At 51.5% G+C, this 16051-nt stretch carries 15 protein-coding genes and 1 pseudogene; 4 read left to right on the top strand and 12 right to left on the bottom strand.

Annotated elements, in window-relative coordinates; translation table 11 throughout:
• Positions 1-12: 12 nt before the first annotated feature.
• Both E1757_RS22915 and E1757_RS22910 read right to left on the bottom strand, forming a co-directional pair.
• Positions 13-474 (bottom strand): DUF2269 family protein, encoded by a 462-nt coding sequence (locus tag E1757_RS22915; protein WP_133232471.1) that lies wholly within the window; start codon positions 472-474, stop codon positions 13-15.
• A gap of 25 nt (positions 475-499) precedes the next feature.
• The gene (locus E1757_RS22910) at positions 500-1093 is read right to left on the bottom strand and encodes a TetR/AcrR family transcriptional regulator (protein WP_133232469.1); all 594 of its coding nucleotides are present in this window, start codon (positions 1091-1093) and stop codon (positions 500-502) included.
• Between the two features lie 229 nt (positions 1094-1322).
• Between E1757_RS22910 and E1757_RS22905 the strand changes: the two genes are divergently transcribed.
• A complete protein-coding gene (locus E1757_RS22905) occupies positions 1323-4418 on the top strand; it encodes an ATP-binding protein (protein ID WP_133232467.1) in 3096 nt (1031 codons plus the stop codon).
• Between the two features lie 48 nt (positions 4419-4466).
• Here E1757_RS22905 and E1757_RS22900 read toward each other — a convergent pair whose 3' ends face one another.
• Together E1757_RS22900 and E1757_RS22895 are read right to left on the bottom strand one after the other, a co-directional pair.
• Complete coding sequence (locus tag E1757_RS22900) at positions 4467-5627, bottom strand: MFS transporter (protein WP_133232465.1); 1161 nt, start codon at positions 5625-5627, stop codon at positions 4467-4469.
• A gap of 2 nt (positions 5628-5629) precedes the next feature.
• Positions 5630-6172, bottom strand: a complete 543-nt coding sequence (locus tag E1757_RS22895; protein WP_133232463.1) for a PadR family transcriptional regulator — start codon at positions 6170-6172, stop codon at positions 5630-5632.
• A 156-nt stretch (positions 6173-6328) separates the two neighbouring features.
• On the opposite strand from E1757_RS22895, the gene E1757_RS37285 reads away from it, so the two are divergent.
• Both E1757_RS37285 and E1757_RS37280 read left to right on the top strand, forming a co-directional pair.
• Positions 6329-6703, top strand: coding sequence for a winged helix-turn-helix domain-containing protein (locus E1757_RS37285; protein ID WP_133232461.1), 375 nt, complete (start codon positions 6329-6331; stop codon positions 6701-6703).
• A pseudogene (locus tag E1757_RS37280) lies at positions 6685-6840 on the top strand (zinc-binding dehydrogenase); the annotation flags it as partial. The gene E1757_RS37285 and the pseudogene E1757_RS37280, both read left to right, overlap by 19 nt.
• A 165-nt stretch (positions 6841-7005) precedes the next feature.
• Here the strand turns inward: E1757_RS37280 and E1757_RS22880 are convergent.
• Together E1757_RS22880 and E1757_RS22875 are read right to left on the bottom strand one after the other, a co-directional pair.
• Positions 7006-7389, bottom strand: a complete 384-nt coding sequence (locus tag E1757_RS22880) for a DoxX family protein (RefSeq protein ID WP_133232459.1) — start codon at positions 7387-7389, stop codon at positions 7006-7008.
• A 120-nt stretch (positions 7390-7509) separates the two neighbouring features.
• Positions 7510-8061, bottom strand: coding sequence for an RBBP9/YdeN family alpha/beta hydrolase (locus tag E1757_RS22875; RefSeq protein WP_133232457.1), 552 nt, complete (start codon positions 8059-8061; stop codon positions 7510-7512).
• Positions 8062-8294: 233 nt separating this feature from the next.
• On the opposite strand from E1757_RS22875, the gene E1757_RS22870 reads away from it, so the two are divergent.
• Complete coding sequence (locus E1757_RS22870; RefSeq protein WP_133232455.1) at positions 8295-8792, top strand: DinB family protein; 498 nt, start codon at positions 8295-8297, stop codon at positions 8790-8792.
• A gap of 218 nt (positions 8793-9010) precedes the next feature.
• On the opposite strand, the gene E1757_RS22865 is transcribed toward E1757_RS22870, so the two are convergent.
• The 6 genes from E1757_RS22865 to E1757_RS22840 all read right to left on the bottom strand — a co-directional run bounded on the left by E1757_RS22865 (position 9011) and on the right by E1757_RS22840 (position 15962).
• Positions 9011-11500 (bottom strand): MMPL family transporter, encoded by a 2490-nt coding sequence (locus E1757_RS22865; RefSeq protein WP_246079414.1) that lies wholly within the window; start codon positions 11498-11500, stop codon positions 9011-9013.
• Between the two features lie 69 nt (positions 11501-11569).
• Complete coding sequence (locus E1757_RS22860) at positions 11570-12154, bottom strand: TetR/AcrR family transcriptional regulator (protein WP_133232453.1); 585 nt, start codon at positions 12152-12154, stop codon at positions 11570-11572.
• A 259-nt stretch (positions 12155-12413) separates the two neighbouring features.
• Positions 12414-12824, bottom strand: a complete 411-nt coding sequence (locus E1757_RS22855; RefSeq protein WP_133232451.1) for a VOC family protein — start codon at positions 12822-12824, stop codon at positions 12414-12416.
• Positions 12825-12907: 83 nt separating this feature from the next.
• Complete coding sequence (locus E1757_RS22850) at positions 12908-13729, bottom strand: helix-turn-helix domain-containing protein (RefSeq protein ID WP_133232449.1); 822 nt, start codon at positions 13727-13729, stop codon at positions 12908-12910.
• Between the two features lie 435 nt (positions 13730-14164).
• Complete coding sequence (locus E1757_RS22845) at positions 14165-14851, bottom strand: TerC family protein (RefSeq protein ID WP_133232447.1); 687 nt, start codon at positions 14849-14851, stop codon at positions 14165-14167.
• A gap of 52 nt (positions 14852-14903) precedes the next feature.
• Positions 14904-15962, bottom strand: a complete 1059-nt coding sequence (locus E1757_RS22840) for an Ldh family oxidoreductase (RefSeq protein ID WP_165972245.1) — start codon at positions 15960-15962, stop codon at positions 14904-14906.
• Between the last annotated feature and the right edge of the window lie 89 nt (positions 15963-16051).

Below are 16051 nucleotides of genomic sequence, written 5' to 3'. Positions count from 1 at the left end.
CCAGTGAACGTATCAGAAGCTTTTCGTGATCATTAAAATCAGAATCAGGACCGGAAGCAGCGACGCGGCAATGCCGAATACGGCCCAATAGAAGGACGCTTGCCGGTATGCCCTAGGCATCACACCGCTCCTCATCCAATCGGCGCTGTAGCGAATCATGCTCTTTTGCAGTGGAATCAGAACAGCCAGCCAGACGATGCCGGTGACGGCGAATAAAATAAGCGACAGCAGCAGCCAGTTCATTCCCGAAAGCGGTATTCCGGCGCGAATCGCCATGGCAATTCCGGAAACGATGATCAGTGCGAGTCCCGGAATCGTAAACACATAATCGGCCAGCATCACATTTTTGACCGTGCTGTGGATAACGGCCGGGTCGTTCTGCACATCGGCACGAACTTTCCAAAACGCAGCCGTTATAATATTTCCCAAAAATAAAACAACTCCAAGCACATGCAAGGTCAGCCACAAGCTCATCCTGTGCCCTCCTGTTCAATTCCGTTTATTTGAGTTGAAGCAAGTCAATGATAAATGTTGAAAAATCATCCGCAGTAAACAAGAACGAAGCAATCGGCATCGAGGAGCGAACGCGCAGTCCGAACGAAAGCAGCACGAACATTTCTGCGGCTTTGTCCGCATCGACCGTTTGCGGAATGACCCCGTGCTTTTGTCCCGTGACGATCCATTGCCTGGATAAATGGACAGACCGCTCGTAAAACTGCTTGAGCGCCTCCGCAACAGCGGGCTCGTCTTCTTTGCCGAGCAAGTACATCAAAATTTTATTCGTGATATCCTGGGCATCTTCAAGTGCCGGCAGACTTTGGCTGATCTGCTGCATCGGCCCGCCGAACGTCGGATGGTCCGGCTCTACCTCGTTCATAAACCGCCGGTTCAATTGGTCGAGCCGGTCCTGAAGCACCCATACAAATATTTCGTCCTTGCTTTTCACATAATGGAAAATGGCTCCCTTGGACAATGACGACCGCTCCATGATCTGCTTCATGGTGACGGAATGGCAGCCCTGCTGCCGAATCAATTCTCCGGTAGCGTCAAGCAGCTGACGGATCGTTTGCTGTCTGCGTTCCTCCTGCTTCAATGTTACTCCTCCATATTCATCTCTTATCGATGCGAGTATCGAATCTGTTCGTTTATATTTCATATTATACATACAGACCATCGGTTTGTAAATAAACCGGTGCAAATATTTTCACCCCCTCGTTCCCCTCCGTCTCCTCATCCCGGCAGTAAGGCAAGCGCAGATTTTGGAAAGGAAATGAGATGATTTTGTCGAATACTATTCATCATTTGCAAAAGGAGCGGGTTATGTGCTCAAAAGTGCGTTCGTCGTCTGTCTGATTGGCTTGGTTTGTTTTTCGTTACTTCCGCTGTCCATTTTCCTGGATAATGGGAATGCCGCGGATGATCTGCACGTCCGGGACGGCGTCATGGATCTCTCCGCATGGAATTATAAGCAGCATACAATAATTAAACTGGACGGCGAATGGGAATTTTATTGGAACCGTCTGCTAACCCCCGGCCATTTCGGACAGGCAGGCGCGGATAAGCCCTCTCTCACCGATTATATGGAGGTGCCCTCCCAGTGGAACGGCAAAATGATCGACGGCCAGCCGTTGCCCGCTTATGGCGCCGCCACTTACCGGATGATATTGAAAAACTTGCCCGTCAGCGGGATTTTTGCGTTAAAAAAATCGAATGTACGTTTTTCAAGCGCAGTTTATGCCAATGGACAAAAGCTGCTCGAAGACGGAAAGCCTTCCATGGAGGCAGCGGACTATGTATCGGGGAATGTTCCGCAAATCGGATTATTTCCGTATGAAAAAGGCGATCTGGAAATCATCGTCCAGGTGGCCAATTACGATTATGTCAACGCGGGCATTCCGGTATCGATTTATTTCGGCGAGCAGGCGGCCATGATCGGGCTTCAGCAAAAAAGCATGGCGCATGAACTTATCACTCTAGCGATACTCGGCACTCTTGCGATCATTTACATGATTTGCTTTGCGACGGCCGCCATATACCGCAAGAAAGATTATTCCCTGCTCTTTTTTGCGATCATCTGCTCGCTCTATGCGTTTTACAGCGGCTTGACGGGAGAACGGCCGCTCTCCTTGTTTTTACCCGGCGTCTCCTTCGAATTGCTGTATAAAGCGAGAGATATTTGCTCTATCGCCTGCTTTATTGTGCTTGCCGTCTTTTTTTATCAATTGCAGAAAAATATTATTTCATTAAAATTCACTCGAATCGTTGCTGTCATATTGGGCGTCTATATCATTCTCATAATTTTCCTGCCCATTCACTCTTATATCGCCTATCAGCCCTTTATTATGTTTTTGTATGAGCTGATGATTATTTGGCTGCTCTTGAGAACGGCTATGCTCCATATCCGAAGCGCCGCAAACGAACGGTTAAAAACATTTTTGCTGTTCATGGCGATCCTTTGCATCAATCTGTACTCCATCGACTTGATCCTGTTTGCCTTTTCGCTGAAAGAAAAGCTGTGGCTCGGACAATTGTATATTGTTGTATTCAATATCATGATGATCTTTTTGATAACGATCCGTTTTTTCGAAGCTTATCATACGATCAACGAAATGAAAAACCAGCTGCTCCAGCTGGACAAAATCAAGGACGATTTCCTCTCCAACACTTCGCATGAGCTGAAAACGCCTTTAAATGCCATCGTCAGTATTACGGATACGCTTCTCAAGGGGGTGGAGGGTCCGGTTACCGAAAAACAGGCGCAAAATTTGGCCATTGTGATGGGAAGCGGCAAAAGATTAACCTATCTGGTCAACGAACTGCTCGACTATTCCAAAATGAAACACGGCGATATCGCTTTGTTTAAAACAAGCATGGAGCTGAAAACTGTCGTCGATTCCGTCATCCGGATTCACTCGTTTTTGCTTGGCGGAAAGCGGCTGGCGCTCGTCAACGAAGTTTCCGACGCTATGCCTGCGGTGTACGCGGACGGCAACCGGCTGATTCAAATTTTGCACAATCTGATCGGCAATGCGATCAAATTTACCGACCGGGGCATCGTCAGCGTCAGCGCAGCGGTCATTCGCGGCATGGTCGAGGTACGTGTAAGCGATACGGGGATCGGTATAGCGGAGCCTATGCAGGAGCGCATATTTAAAGCTTTCGAGCAGGCGGAGGCTTCCGAAACGAGGTCATATGGCGGAACAGGTCTCGGATTAAGTATTACCAGGAAGCTGGTGGAGCTTCACGGCGGACATATTGATGTCAGCTCCAGCCCCGGGCAAGGCTCGATATTCAGCTTTACGCTTCCGTTATCGAACGCGGCTTCGAACCCTATCAAGGAACAGGAAAATGAAGTGACCGCTCTGCAAACGGAGACAAGCATCTCCTATCCGCATCGGGAATATCCGATCTGCATCAATGGGGAAAAGGATGAAACGATATTGGTGGTGGACGACGATTTCGGCAATCTCCAATCCATGATCAATCTGCTCAAGCTGGAGGGATATTCCATCGTGGCGGTAAACCGCGGGCAAATAGCGCTGGAGGAGCTGTCGAAAAACCGGGAATTTTTCCTCATTGTACTGGACATTATGATGCCCGACATGTCCGGCTACGAGGTGCTGAACGCGATTCGCGAGCGATTCTCTCCCTTTGAGCTTCCGGTGCTGATGCTGACCGCCGGAAACAGGGTTGACGATATGACGCTGTCGCTCGAAAACGGCGCCAACGATTTTGTCGGAAAACCGTTTGAGGCGGAGGAACTGATGGCGCGGGTCCGAAGCTTGACCCGATTGAAGGCGTCCGTGGAACACGCCCGGGACGCGGAAATTGCTTTTTTGCGTTCCCAGATCAAGCCTCATTTTTTGTACAACGCCCTGAACTCCATCGCTGCGCTTTGTACGGACGAGCCGCAGCAGGCGGAGGAATTGACGCTGCAGCTTTCGCAATATTTGAGGGGTAGCTTTGATTTCAAGCAGTTGGGCTCGCCGACGACCGTTAAACATGAATTGGAGCTGGTCGAGGCGTATATCAGCATCGAAAAAGCGCGTTTCGGCGACAGGCTGCGAGTGGAATATGATGTAGACGCCAATCTCGATATCCGGATTCCTCCGCTGATCCTGCAGCCATTGGTCGAAAATGCGATCCGACACGGCGTAATGTCCGGTCTGCAGGGGGGTACCGTTAAAATATCCATAAAAGCCAATACGGATGCCAGGATCAGCTTTGCTGTAGAAGATGACGGATGCGGTATGAGCGAAGCGAAACGGGTACAGCTGCTCAAGCCGGATGTTGAGATGAAAGGCGTCGGGCTGTGGAACATAAGTCAGCGCATCAAGCTTCTTTACGGGAAGAGCCTTCGAATCGAAAGTACGGAAGGCGTCGGCACGAAAGTATCCTTCGACCTTCCATGCGCCTGAAAGCGCGAAGTATCCGGCAGCCGGTCCCGCGCCCCTCTCGCTCCGATATTACGACGCGACATGGTGCTGCTCCTGATGCTTCTGTAACAGCCGTCTGACGAATACGATAAAAATCAGCAGCGAAATACATACGCACACGGCACTGACCGTAAATAAAGCCGGGTATCCCGTATATTGCGAAACCCAGCCCAGCACGATCGAACCAAGTCCGATTCCGAGGTCAAATGCGGTCATGAAGGAAGCGGTCGCAGCCCCTCTCCTGTCCGGATGAGCCAGACGCAAGTTTGCCGCCTGGAGGGCCGGCTGCACCGAGCCGAAGCCAATGCCGTACAGAACGGCGGCAATAATAACGCCGGCAAACCCGGCGGAGGCGCTTAATACCAGCAGCGCGGAAGCCGTAACCAAGAGTGCCGGGACAATCACCAATACGGCGCCGAGCCGATCTGACAGTTTGCCGGCAACAGGTCTGATCAGCGTGAGCGACAAGGCGTACACCAGGAAGAACGTGCCGGGATTAACCCCGACCGAGTCCGCGAAAAGCGGTACGAATGTCGTAATTCCGCCATAAACGATGGCCAGGAAAAAATAGCTCGCCGTAACAGGCAAAACCGATTTTTCAAATAAGGTTATCCGTCTTGTCGAAGCTTTGGGCTGGAATGGAATGTCGGTCAAAAGCGCTAGCAGCAGCGCAGCGATGGAAAATGCGGCAGCGGTATAAAACAGGCTATGGAAGGAATAGTTGTGCAGCACCCAAATGCCGAGCATCGGACCGATGGCCATAGCCACGGTCATCGCCATGCCGAACCACCCCATCCCTTCTCCGCGGCGAGACGGCGGAATAACATCCGTGACCGACGTTCCAACGGCTGTTGTGGATAAAGCCCAGCTCACCCCGTGAACAACACGAAGCGCCATCAGGGCGGCAATGCCTGCGGCCCAGTCATACAAATACATTGACAATACGAACAACGCCAAACCCCATATAATGAACGGCCTTCTTCCGTAACGATCCAGCAGCATACCGACAACGGGACGAAAAACGACAGCCGTCAACGTAAACACCCCTGCCGCCAGTCCGACCTGAGCTTCGCTGCCTCCCAGCTGTTTTATGAACAGCGGCAGCGTCGGGAGTAGCAAATACAATGCCGTAAACAGGAATAATGCCACAACCGTCATCTGAATAAACGGTTTCGTCCAAAGCCGATCCATGCTCATTCCTCCTTCATGATTCGTTCGATTTCTTTGCTTACCCATTCCATATCGGCCGCTCCGACATGCTTTCTATGCTCGAACACCCGAAGCAGCTGGATACGCTGCATGTCGGGACTCGGCTTCAGCCGTTTCAATTGCGATTCGAACTTGTCAACATACGTCCAGGCGGTTTGGAGATGGTTCAAATATTGCTCCAGACAGGCAAGCCGGACATTTTTGGCAACATATTGAAAATAAACCATTTTAAAATGAACAAGTCGGTCCGTATCCGTAGTGCTCTCCAGCGGCTGTTCCATCAGCTGTTGAAAACGGTCGCGTCCGACCTCCGTTATCTCATAAATTTTCCGCGGTCTCCCCCCCTCCGATTCCTCTTCAAGCCGAAGATGGATAAGCCCGCTTTCCACCAACCGGGACAGCAGCGGGTACAAGGTTCCCGAGCTGATCTGCCGACCCGGCCCCCCTGTCCGCTTAAGTATTTCCTGAAGAATGTAACCGTGCTTCTCTCCCGTCATCAACTCGCCCAGCACAAATAATTCGTACATGCCCAACCTCCGAATTTATGTCGATTCGATATATCTATACGATACATAATAAGTCGTTGCGCCATCATTGTCAATATCATACAAAGATTAGCCTCATCAGCATCGTCTGTTCTGTTTATCCGATTACGACTTTATCGGGTTAAGACCCCCACCTCTATGGCGGACCTTGAATCAGGCGGGGTAGAGTCCCCATGTGATTCCCCGATGTTCAGCAATGCTGAACGAGTTCACTACGAGCAAGTGTATGATTCGATTAAGCAGATGATCATTAAGGGGACATGGGCGCGCGGGGAAACAGTCTGTGAAGCGAAAATCGCCAGACAGTTTGAGGTCAGTCGCAGTCCGGCAAGAGAATCCATCCGGGCTTTGGAAAAAGAAGGTTTGGTCGTTTTGGATGAAAAATGCGGATTACGGTGTACAAGCCGAATATGCAGGATATCGAGGAAATTTATCAAAGCATCTGACGCGAATTCGAAGCTACAGCCAAACTTAGCACCGCGTTTCCTACGTATGATGACAATAAAGCGGTAGCGCAACTGCTCGCGGATGGCACAATCAAAGCGGAAATTGACAGGGTATATCCGCTGAGCGAGGTAAAGGAGGCACACATGCGAAGCGAGGACAGTCATAGTCGCGGAAGAATTCTATTGAGTGCTAATCCAGTTTGATTCATTGCTCCGGTTTCTGGCTGCACTTCCTTTTTTTTCCGCGAATCCGCTTCAATACGACCGTTTGCTATTGTTTTCGCAACATTCAAACGGGCTCCCGGATCCAATGAAAAAAGACGTGACCGGCTTAACGGTCGCGTCCCGTTCATTTTACAGCAGCCCCAATTATCTGAGCATATTGCGCACTCGCTCATCCCTCAACCAAAGTCCTCCCCAAACCAGCACCGCTATATAGACCGGAAATAATATATTCGAAAAAAGCGGCGCATCTATGCGAATCTGCACAGCGATCGCTCCGCCATAATAGCCGGTCAACAGCACTGCGCCCAGTACGGAAGTGCGGGGGATGATATACAAGATCGTCGGGATAAGTCCTAGTATGCCGATTGGTACGATATGTTGTGCGGTGAATCCGAGAAAGACGGTCCCTTCTACGACGGGAGCAGGCAAGAACAATTTGGAAATACTGTCAAACAGCATAAACAGTATTGCAATTCCGCTCATGATTCGCGCCGTCCAAAGCCGGCCTTTTGATATCGTGTTGGTCATATTGTTTCCACCTTTTTGTTTAAAAATTAACCTTATCCAATCGGACAAGTATATATTATCACAAAAGCCAGCTGATGTTTCCTTTATTTTGAAAAAGGCTGTTCCAATAAAACAAGAAACTTAGAGGCTTTTGATATCTTCAACAAGCTGAGGCAGGCCGGCTTTGAATGCATGACCGCAGCGGTCAAGCACATGAACCGCCGCCTGCGGAATGGATTCGGCATAACGCAAAGCGTGCTCGATCGGCACCACTTCATCGTCGCGGCTATGGTAAATAAACATTCGCGGGATCGCGGTCAGCTTGGTTGCGAATTGCTCCCGCAGCAAAAAATCGTCCACTTGCCAATTTGGGTCTTTACCCCAATACGGCGTTGCGACCAGAAATAGCCCGGCAACGGCATTCGTACAGTTTTCCTCGGAAAAATATTTCAGCAGAACCGAACCCCCTAAAGAATGTCCGACAAGAATGACTTCGTTCTGCACCTCTGCCAGCTCCTCGGCAAGCTTTAATTTCCACGGCTTATACGACGGCCTTTCCGGATTGGGCATGATCGGATAGGAAACCCGGTATGACTCGCCTAACGCATTTTGCAGACTGGCCACCAGCTCGCCGCTTCCCTGATGGCGGCCTTGCGCCCCCGCACTATGCACAAATAGAACTTGCTTGCTCATGGTCCCCTCCTGCGTTGTTCCTTCGTTTGTCTTATTGCAATCATTATAGCATATCGATTACATCGCCCTTTCTTACCGATTGCTATTTTTAGGATGGGATTATTGACCTGAAGGGCAGTCCTGAAGTCTGGCTCGTTTTGCGGCAAAAGATTTCGAATCACTGACCGTAACTGTCAGCTATTGTCGTATATACTGCTTATGAACTTACAAAACATCCGAATGGAGGAAATAATATGTATACGACAATCAATGACTTTGCCGAGGAGTGGGATCGGGAGTTTCAATTGACGGAAGAGGTCCTGAACGCATTGACGGACGCATCGTTGCAACAGCCAGTTGCGAATGAACGCCGGACACTTGGACAAATTGCATGGCATCTTGTCATGTCCGTTCAATATATGACCTATTGCGGGCTTGTTTTTGACGGACTGGCGGAAGACGCGCCCGTTCCCGAATCAGCCGCCGTAATTGCACAAAATTACCGTAAAATCGGCCGCTCATTCCTGAATGCGGTTAAAGCCCAATGGAGCGACGAACAGCTTCTAATAAGTCAGAACGTTATGGGCGAAGAATGGAAAAACGGCGCTACTTTACGTTTTATTCTTATGCATCAATCCCATCACCGCGGTCAAATGACCGTACTGATGAGACAAGCCGGCTTGCGGATTCCGGAAGTGTACGGTCCTACCTATGATACCTGGGTCGATAAAGGTGTCGCACCGCTTGCCTGATACCGCTCTTCAAATGAAGAAGCCTTCCCATTTGGAAAGAGCAGCCGAGGCAGCCGATATTTAAGAGCTGGCTTCTTGCTCGCAAGCAGCTGCCATCGAATGCAACATAAGGAAGCGCCTCGGCACGAAAGCCAAGGCGCTCCTTTTGTGCGGCGGGATCGGCCCCGGCTCTCCGCCGTCCATGCTGTGCTCCCGGTCGCAGGAAGTACGTGCCTGCTTCACGAAAATGTTCGTTCGGCCTGCTTCGTTCCGTCCATGCTGTGTACGGCCGGCATCGTCTCCCCTTCCGAAATGCCGTACCGTTCATAAATGCGCCGCATTGCAGGCGGGGCCCACCAGTTCGCTCTGCCGGCAAGCTTCATGAAGGCGGGTACGAGAACGGATCTGATCAACGTGGCGTCCACCAGTACGGCAAGCGTCATTCCGATACCGAGCATTTTGAGGAATACAACTTCTCCGGTTGCGTATGCGGCGAACGTGAAGGCAAGAATCGCGGCGGCAAGCGTAACAAGCGAGCCGCTTTGCTGAATTCCTCTTGCAACGGATTCCTCCAAATTGCCGGATCGGTCGTATTCCTCCTTGATCCGCGACAAGATGAACACCTCGTAATCCATCGACAATCCGTATGCGATGCAGAACATCAGAATCGGGATACTCGGCTCTATCGATCCGGCTGGAGTAAAGCGAAGCAGACCGGACAGATGTCCGTCCTGGAACACCCAGACCAGCGCGCCGAACATGATGGTAAGACTAAGCACATTGAGCAGGATCGCTTTTAACGGGAGTACGATACTGCCGGTCATGAGAAATAAAATGATAAACGTAATCGCAAGCACGAGTACGAGCGCGAGCGGTATCCTTTCCAGCAGCTTGTCGCGAAAATCGGTTAAATCCGCCGGGTAGCCGCCGACCATTACGTCAAAAGGCGCTTGAATCGTCCTGATTTCTCTGACGATCTTCGGGGCATCGGCATTAATACTCGCCCCGTAAGGAACGACCGTCAGAAAGGTGCCGCCTTCAGCGCCGGCAAAGCGGGCATGTGTCTCGTCCGGCGGCGTAACGATCCGGCCTTCGGAGAAGGAGCCGGCGATGGAATCGACCTGGATGACGCCCTGAACCCGCGACAGCTTCGCCGCATAGCCCGCAATCTCATCCGTTGCGAGGGACGGATGAGAAACCGCCGGTGCGACGATTTGGATCGCATCCGTCTCCTCAGCTTTGAAGCCGGCGAGCTTTTGATCCTCCACAAGCCGGCTCGAGGCATGCGCGGGCAGCACACGATGGTCGGGCAGCCCGAATTGCAGATTCATGACCGGAGAGCCGAGCAGAGCCAAGACAATGATTGCAGCCCCGCCATACAGAACCGGACGGCGCATGATCGTCTTGGCGCTTCTGTACCACCATCCTCCTGTGCGGGTGTCGAAGTGACCGGAACCATCTCTTGAAACCGGCGCCGCTCCATCCTTAGTCCGCCGCGCGAGACGGCTGCCAAGCACTGCGATCCACGCCGGCAAAATAAGCAGCGATCCGATCATGCCGCTCAAGACGACCAGCACGCCGGTATAGGCAAACGACTGCAGGAATGGAAACGGAAAGACGAACAACACCGCACATGACGCCGCAACGGTGACTCCGCTGAACATAATGGTCCGACCTGCCGTTTCGACCGTTCGTACAGTGGAATCATGGACGTTCTTGCCCGAAGCGAGCTCCTCCCTGAACCGGACGATCATGAAGAGCGAGTAATCAATGCCCAGCCCCAGTCCCATAACAAGCGTCAAATTAAGCGCAAATGTCGATACTTCCGTGAAGGCGACGATGGCGGCAAGTCCGGCCAACGTGCCGGCCATTGCAAACAACCCTGCGCCAATCGTTAAAGCGGTTGCGCGAAAACGCCGGTAAACAAGCAGCAGAAGTACAAATACGCCAAGCAAAATGATGATCTCCGCGCGTATGAAATCTTGACGAGCTAGCTCTGCGGCCTGTCTGAATATTTCATCCTGACCTCCGACCTCCACCTTGACGAATTCATTCTCTCTGGCATACCGCGGGGATAATTCGGCAAGAGCCGTTCTTGCTTCCGTTACGCTTCCCTTCAAATGCGCAAGGATTAGCGCCTGTCTTCCATCCTCACTGCGGAGCGTTCGGGTGCCGCCGCGCGACCAATAAGAGGACGCTTCTTTCACCGCTTCCTCGTCGGCCAATTGCCCGGTTAGCTCTAGGCCCGCCTTGCGAACAACCGGACTATCGATGGTGCCGTCTTTGGCCGTCACCAGCAGGGTAAGATTCGGACTGCCAGCGTTGAACATATGCTCGAGCGTCCTTCCGGCCTGATACGATTCGGAGCCCGGCACTTCCCATCTGCTGAGCGACAGCTTCCCAACCGTGCCGGCGCCGATAACGGCACAAGCCGCGAAGGAAATAACGCCCAATATAATAATCAGCCAACGGGCCCTTACGATGAAGCGCCCGATTTTCCCCAGCGCCGTCTGCCTGTTCGGCATTTTCAGCTGCCCACCAGTCGATTGCCGCCTCTCGTTCGGCGACTTCTGCTTCCCACCCGACGACTGAGACCAATCGGCGGGTGACTGCAGCTGATCGTCCGGCGATTGCGGCTCATTACCTTGCGGCTTCGGCTGCCCATCCGGCGATTGCAGCTTTTCGGTCGACGACTTCGGCCGTCTTTGTGGTTCATTTGAGTTGTCCATGCTTGCTTCTCCTTTTATTGTTTGATCGATCAAACAAAATGTTAGAAAAAAAATATGTTCTTCTCTAATCTATTGTTGAACAGACTTAATATAAGCCTCGAGCATCGCCGCCAGCGTATCATAGGCTGCATTGTAATCAAAATCTTCATCGCACAGCCGCTGCATGCCGAGTCCATCGAAGACGGCGAGAAGAATCGGGGCCAAGTTGCGCGAATGCTGCTCGGGAAGCTTGCTCACCGATTCGATCAGCTCTGTCAGATGAGCCCGTTTACGCGCCAGCGTATCCTTGATGCTGCCGGAAACGGAACGATTTCTCAAGCCCAGTGCGAACAGTTCATAGCGCAGCCTGATCCATGACGGGTTGTTCTCGGCTCTCGATTTCGGAACGCTCAAGGCGGACTTGATTGTGTCGGCGGTCAACGGCTCCTCGCCGTGGCTTCGGATGAAGCCCAGCGATTCGCAATATCTTTCCGACTCCCGACGGAAAACTTCCGCGAACAACAAATCCTTGTTGGAAAAATAGTAGCCGATCAATCCTTGCGCAACGCCTGCTGTGCGAGCAATTTCCTTGGTCGACGCTTCATCGTAACCTCTCTCGGCCAGCACCTTGTAGGCGGCGTCGATAATCTTCTCTCTCTTATCATGCTCAGTCATGTTTACCTCCCGAAGCGCTGCGCCTATGTATTGTTTGAACGAACAAACAAATCATAGCATAAACCGTCATCCGCTGGCAAGAGCACCCGCATACAACAAAGCATATGATCCAACGCGTGCGAACCGGGGCGCGCGTTGGCATTGCATGGCGCTCATTCGAGCCGTAGCCGGGGCTCGGATTGCCGCCGGGGAAATGCGGTCCCGGCATTTCCTGTTTTCCGGTACGGCAAGCGCCGATCGGCCGACCGGCGGCGTTCCATCAATAGTACCCGCGGTCTTTTCCTTTTGTAAACGTAGCGATATACCAGTGGTTGCCGAACGGATCTTCTATCCCGCCGCTGCGCTCCCCGTATGGCATGTCCGCCGGTTCGTACAGCGATACGGCCCCTGCGTCCAACGCCCTGCGATAGCAATCGTCGGTATCTTCGACAAATACATGCAGCGAATTGCTGCGCGGCGGATACTTGTCGTTCCCATCCGACACTTCGACGATCGTCTCGCCCAGACGGAGCTCGGCATGTGTAATCGAGCCGTCCTCGTTCGAATGGCGGTTCAATTCTTCCGCATTAAACACCTGTGTAAGAAATCGGATCATTTGAGCCGCATCCTGTACCGTAAAATACGGTACGACGCTTTGGTAACCGACGGGCTTATGATGACTCGCTGCCATTATTTTCACCTCTCCTGCTTAAGTTGTTGGGTAACGTTTTTATTGTAACCTGGGAACGAGCCGGAGTATTGTAAATTTTTGACCTATGTCCGTAATGAAACATGATTGTGATGCCTGCCCGGTATCGCCCGATAATCGCCCGGATTGATGCCGGAGAACGATTGAAAATCTTTAATAAAATGGGCCTGATCATAGTATCCGCAAGCGAAGGCGACGTCGGTCCATGTCCAAGCCCCGTCGTCGTTCATCAGATTCAACGCTTCCTGAAAACGGTAAATACGCTGCAGCCGTTTCGGTGTCATGCCCATTTCTTCCTTGAAAATTTGATTGAATCTTCTATGACTGAATCCGGTCTGTTCAATGACTTCCGCGACCGGCTTGCACTGAAGCTGATCCAATGCATACTGAACGGCCTGATCGTATTCCATAGATCCGTGAACGGACGACAGCAGCCATTTCTCCAAAATACGAAACATCGCTTCCGGTACGTCGGTGCCGAGCAGTTCCTCATAAAGCTCGCCCGCTTTGGAGCCCCATATGAGATCCAGCGGTATATGACGGTTCAAAAACTCGCGAAGCGGCTCTTTCACAAACGGACGCAAGCCTCCCGGTTTGAAATGAACGCCGATCACTTTCGCCCTGCCGGACGAATCGATAACAAAAAAATCCGAATGCGGCCCGCAAAGTATCGATTGTCTGGAAACGATCTCGCGATCATGCCGGTCGAACAGACGAATGGGAGCTTCGTCAAGATTAATGATCATGTCCGCCGTACCGTCGGGCAAAGACCGCTCCCGCGAATGAGACGGATTGTACCCGTCCAAATACCAGATCATGTCCACAAACATGGACAATGGAGGAAGGGGGGTATATGTGCGCAGCAGCATAAGCATGTAACGCGACATAGCGAGCCGAAATGTTGGATGCGACAGGCCGCGTTTTCTCCTTTCGCCTAGGTTCGTTGATCCGATTACGACTTTATCGGGTTAAGACCCCCACCTCTAAGGGGCCTTAAATCAGGTGGGGTAGAGTCCCCATCTGATTCCCTGATGTTCAGCAAAGCTGAGCGAGTTCACTTTATATTATACTACATACGAGCGGCTTTCCAATCGCCAATAGAAAACCGCCTTGCCGGATCCTTGGTGTAGGATACATTTGAGCGTTGGGAGGGAGGGATGGATGTAGGGTTACAGCCGTTGTTGAAGTCGTGTTCCTTCGATTAGATTAGGCAGGGGGAACACGACTTCAAAGACGGCCCGTAAACTTTCCACCCCACATCTATGCCCTCTTACTGTTCTACTCTTGTGTCTCCTCCTGCCTCTCTTTTTTTCTAACCGGTCCTACATAGAGCTTCCCGCTTTCTCTGTCCGGACTTCGCGTCTTTTGTTCACGATACCCAGCACGATAATGAGTAGAACCGACCCGGCGGGCAAAATATAGCGGATTTGCGGAAAAACAGCTTCTGCAACCTGGCTGACTAACCGGTCGCCTATGATCATCTCCCCTGCCGTAAAGCCGAGTAGTCCGGCGCCGAGCAGAACGATAACTGGAAAACGGTTCATCAGTCTCATTAACAGCTGGCTTCCCCAAATAATCAAAGGGATGCTGATCAACAAACCGAACCCGATTAAAAAATAGTTGCCATCGGCGGCCCCGGCAACGGCGAGCACGTTATCGAGGCTCATCACCAAATCGGCAATAATAATCGTTTTGATTGCCTCGTCGATGCGGGGGCTGGAGTTGATTTTTTCTTCGCCTTCCCCATTTTTTAACAGCTTGACCGCAATATAAACGAGAAGCAAGCCGCCTGCCGCTTGGACAAGCGGAATGTGCAGCATCCATACAGCGATGAAGGTTAAGGCTACTCTTAATACGATAGCTCCGAAGCTTCCGTAAAAAATCGCCTTTTGTTGCTGTTCTTTGGCTAAATTGCGGCAGGCCAAAGCAATGACGACTGCGTTATCGCCACTTAAAACGATGTTAATGAATATAATTTTTATAAGTCCGATCAGTATTCCGCTTTCCACTTTGTCCTTCTCCTTTTACAGCTTAATACGAATGCTTCATTCATACGTTGATTTAAAAAGGGCAATCAATGCCGTACCGCTTGCCCACCGCTTCAAGCTCCTGCAGGACGGAACCGGTTAACGGAATGCCGCCAAGCTTTCTTTCCACCGACTTCTCATGCTCCAGCTCTCCCGGCATGTAAATTTTTTCGAAACCGTCCGCCAGCGGGATTTGCCTGATTTCACGGATCATTTGATCGATTCGCCGTTGGAACTCCTCCATATGCTCAAATAGGTCCGCTCTCATGACGAAAAAGAACTGGCCGATCTTTTGATTCCGATCCAAATCTTTGTACAAGCTGCCTATGTACGGTCCGAATGCCGCACCGGTGAGCAGGCCTGATAAAACGTCGACCAGAAACGCCAAGCCATACCCTTTCGCCCCCCCGACAGGAAGAACCAAGCCATCCAAAGCTTCATCCGGGTCGGTCGTCGGTTTTCCTTCTTTGGTAATTGCCCAACCTAACGGGATCTGCTGATTGTTTTTCCGGGCGAGCGTAATTTTCCCGCGCGCCACGACGCTTGTAGCCATATCGAAAATGATGTCCTGCTCTTCTCCCGCCGGTACTCCATAAGAGAACGGATTGGTGCCGAAAAAGCCTTGTTTCCCGCCCCAAGGCGCCATATTGGAAGGTGCATTCGTTGTAGCGAGAGCCAGACAAAGATGCTTTGCCGCATATTGCGTATAGTCCGCCAGCATCCCGCAATGGCCGGAGTTTTTGATCCCGACTACCGCCAGCCCCGTCTCCTTCGCCTTCTCGACTGCAATCTCGATTCCTTTCGAGGCCAGAACGATGCCCATTCCGTTGCCACCGTCGATTAGCGTGCTGGAGGCGGTTTCTTTGTCGACGTGTACCGTCGTCTTTTTTCGTTCCAGGCCGTAGTCCAACCTTCTTGTATAAATATCAACCCGGCTTACCCCGTGGGAATCGATGCCTCTTAAATTGGCTAATACGAGATGCCTTGCGATCGTTGCCGCCTGTTCTTCCTCCACGCCCGCCCCTTGAAAAAGAGCTCTGACATATTGTTCAAGCTCCTCATAGTTCACTTTAATACCGGATGGTTCCGTCATGCGATTTTTCCCTCCCATTTTGACTTTATAATTGCGGCTAAATAAAGCGCGTTCTCTGAAAGAACGACCAAGTCGCCGATAGACTCAGT

The sequence above is a fragment of the Paenibacillus piri genome (assembly GCF_004354045.1).
Classification (GTDB): Bacteria; Bacillota; Bacilli; order Paenibacillales; family NBRC-103111; genus Paenibacillus_S; species Paenibacillus_S piri.
Note: the sequence above shows the minus strand (reverse complement) of the source record. Positions and strands in the feature narration are given on the sequence as shown.

Bases quoted from the DNA above. Each gene is read 5' to 3' on its own strand.
- E1757_RS22915 (WP_133232471.1), bottom strand. From the start codon at position 474: ATGAGCTTGTGGCTGACCTTGCATGTGCTTGGAGTTGTTTTATTTTTG.
- E1757_RS22900 (WP_133232465.1), bottom strand. From the start codon at position 5,627: ATGGATCGGCTTTGGACGAAACCGTTTATTCAGATGACGGTTGTGGCA.
- E1757_RS22895 (WP_133232463.1), bottom strand. From the start codon at position 6,172: ATGTACGAATTATTTGTGCTGGGCGAGTTGATGACGGGAGAGAAGCAC.
- E1757_RS37285 (WP_133232461.1), top strand. From the start codon at position 6,329: ATGGCGGACCTTGAATCAGGCGGGGTAGAGTCCCCATGTGATTCCCCG.
- E1757_RS22880 (WP_133232459.1), bottom strand. From the start codon at position 7,389: ATGACCAACACGATATCAAAAGGCCGGCTTTGGACGGCGCGAATCATG.
- E1757_RS22875 (WP_133232457.1), bottom strand. From the start codon at position 8,061: ATGAGCAAGCAAGTTCTATTTGTGCATAGTGCGGGGGCGCAAGGCCGC.
- E1757_RS22870 (WP_133232455.1), top strand. From the start codon at position 8,295: ATGTATACGACAATCAATGACTTTGCCGAGGAGTGGGATCGGGAGTTT.
- E1757_RS22865 (WP_246079414.1), bottom strand. From the start codon at position 11,500: ATGGACAACTCAAATGAACCACAAAGACGGCCGAAGTCGTCGACCGAA.
- E1757_RS22860 (WP_133232453.1), bottom strand. From the start codon at position 12,154: ATGACTGAGCATGATAAGAGAGAGAAGATTATCGACGCCGCCTACAAG.
- E1757_RS22855 (WP_133232451.1), bottom strand. From the start codon at position 12,824: ATGGCAGCGAGTCATCATAAGCCCGTCGGTTACCAAAGCGTCGTACCG.
- E1757_RS22850 (WP_133232449.1), bottom strand. From the start codon at position 13,729: ATGTCGCGTTACATGCTTATGCTGCTGCGCACATATACCCCCCTTCCT.
- E1757_RS22840 (WP_165972245.1), bottom strand. From the start codon at position 15,962: ATGACGGAACCATCCGGTATTAAAGTGAACTATGAGGAGCTTGAACAA.